General features: G+C 70.5%; 2 protein-coding genes. Both read left to right on the forward strand.

Annotation, left to right across the window (positions count from 1 at the left end; translation table 11 throughout):
- The coding region (locus ACWEBX_RS40940; RefSeq protein ID WP_451889753.1) for an acyl-CoA dehydrogenase family protein at positions 1 to 323 on the forward strand (323 nt) is incomplete at its 5' end.
- Positions 324 to 361: 38 nt separating this feature from the next.
- A partial coding sequence (locus ACWEBX_RS40945) for an acyl-CoA dehydrogenase family protein (RefSeq protein WP_451889754.1) occupies positions 362 to 1265 on the forward strand: 904 nt, incomplete at its 3' end.

A 1265-nucleotide genomic window follows, 5' to 3' on the forward strand; every position in this document is an offset into this window, starting at 1 on the left:
GCGCCGTGGACATCGCCGTCAACCGCGCCTACACCCACCAGGTCGCCTGGGAGGCCGACCAGCCGCACACCGACCGCAAGACCCTGCACGCCAAGGCCTCCACCGCCAAGCTCGCCGCCAGCGAGGCGGCCGGCCGGGTCGCCGACCGGTGCCTGCAGATCTTCGGCGGCCGCGGCTACGACCGCTCCTACCCCGTCGAGCGCATCTACCGGGAGCTGCGCGTCGACCGCATCTGGGAGGGCACCTCCGAGATCCAGCGGCTGATCATCGCCAACGAGCTCATCAAGCGCGGCACCGGCGCGCTGGCTCTCCCCACGCACTGACCCCGCCCACGCCAGACCACCACACAGCGAGGACTTCCATGGACTTCCGCCTCACCCCGCGCCAGGCACAGCTCAAGGCCGACGCGCGTGCCCTCACCGACTTCATCGCCGCCTACGAGAACCGGTGCGAGGAGGACAACGGGCTGCCCGCGAGCGCGCACGCCGAGATCCGCGACGCGGTCCTGGACGCGGGCCTCCAGGCCGTCAACATGCCTGCCGAATGGGGCGGCACGGGCCTCACCATCGCCGAACAGGTCACCGTCCAGGAGGAGTTGGGCCGACTGACAGGCGCCCTGTGGGACATGGTCTGGCGGCCCGCGAACGCGCTGCGGTTCTGCACGCCCGAGCAGCGCGAGCGTTTCCTGGTCCCGGTCATCAGGGGTGAGCGCCGGGACTGCTACGCGGTCACCGAGCGCGGCGCCGGGTCGGACCCGCAGAACATCGCCACCACGGCGACGAAGAACGACCGGGGGTGGGTGCTCAACGGGGAGAAGTGGTTCGTGACGGTCGGCGACCACGCCGACTTCATGATCGTCCTCGCGGCGGCGGGTCCGGAGCGCGCCCCGACGCTGTTTCTGGTCGACAAGGACACCCCGGGCATCGAGATGACACGCGTGCCGCGCTTCATGCACACCTTCGTCTACGAGCACCCCGAGTTCACCTTCACCGACGTCCAGGTCGACGAGGACGCCGTGCTCGGCGGCATCGGCGAGGGATACGACATCACCCGCTCCTGGTTCACCGAGGAGCGCCTGATGATCGCGGCCCGTACCACCGGCGCGGCCGAGCGGGCCCTGGAACTGTCCCGTGACTGGGCCGTGGAGCGCGAGCAGTTCGGCGCGCCGATCGCCACGTACCAGTTGGTCCAGGGCATGCTCGCGGACTGTGCCGTGGACATCGCCGTCAACCGCGCCTACACCCATCAGGTCGCCTGGGAGGCCG

It is taken from the genome of Streptomyces sp. NPDC005070 (genome assembly GCF_053600395.1).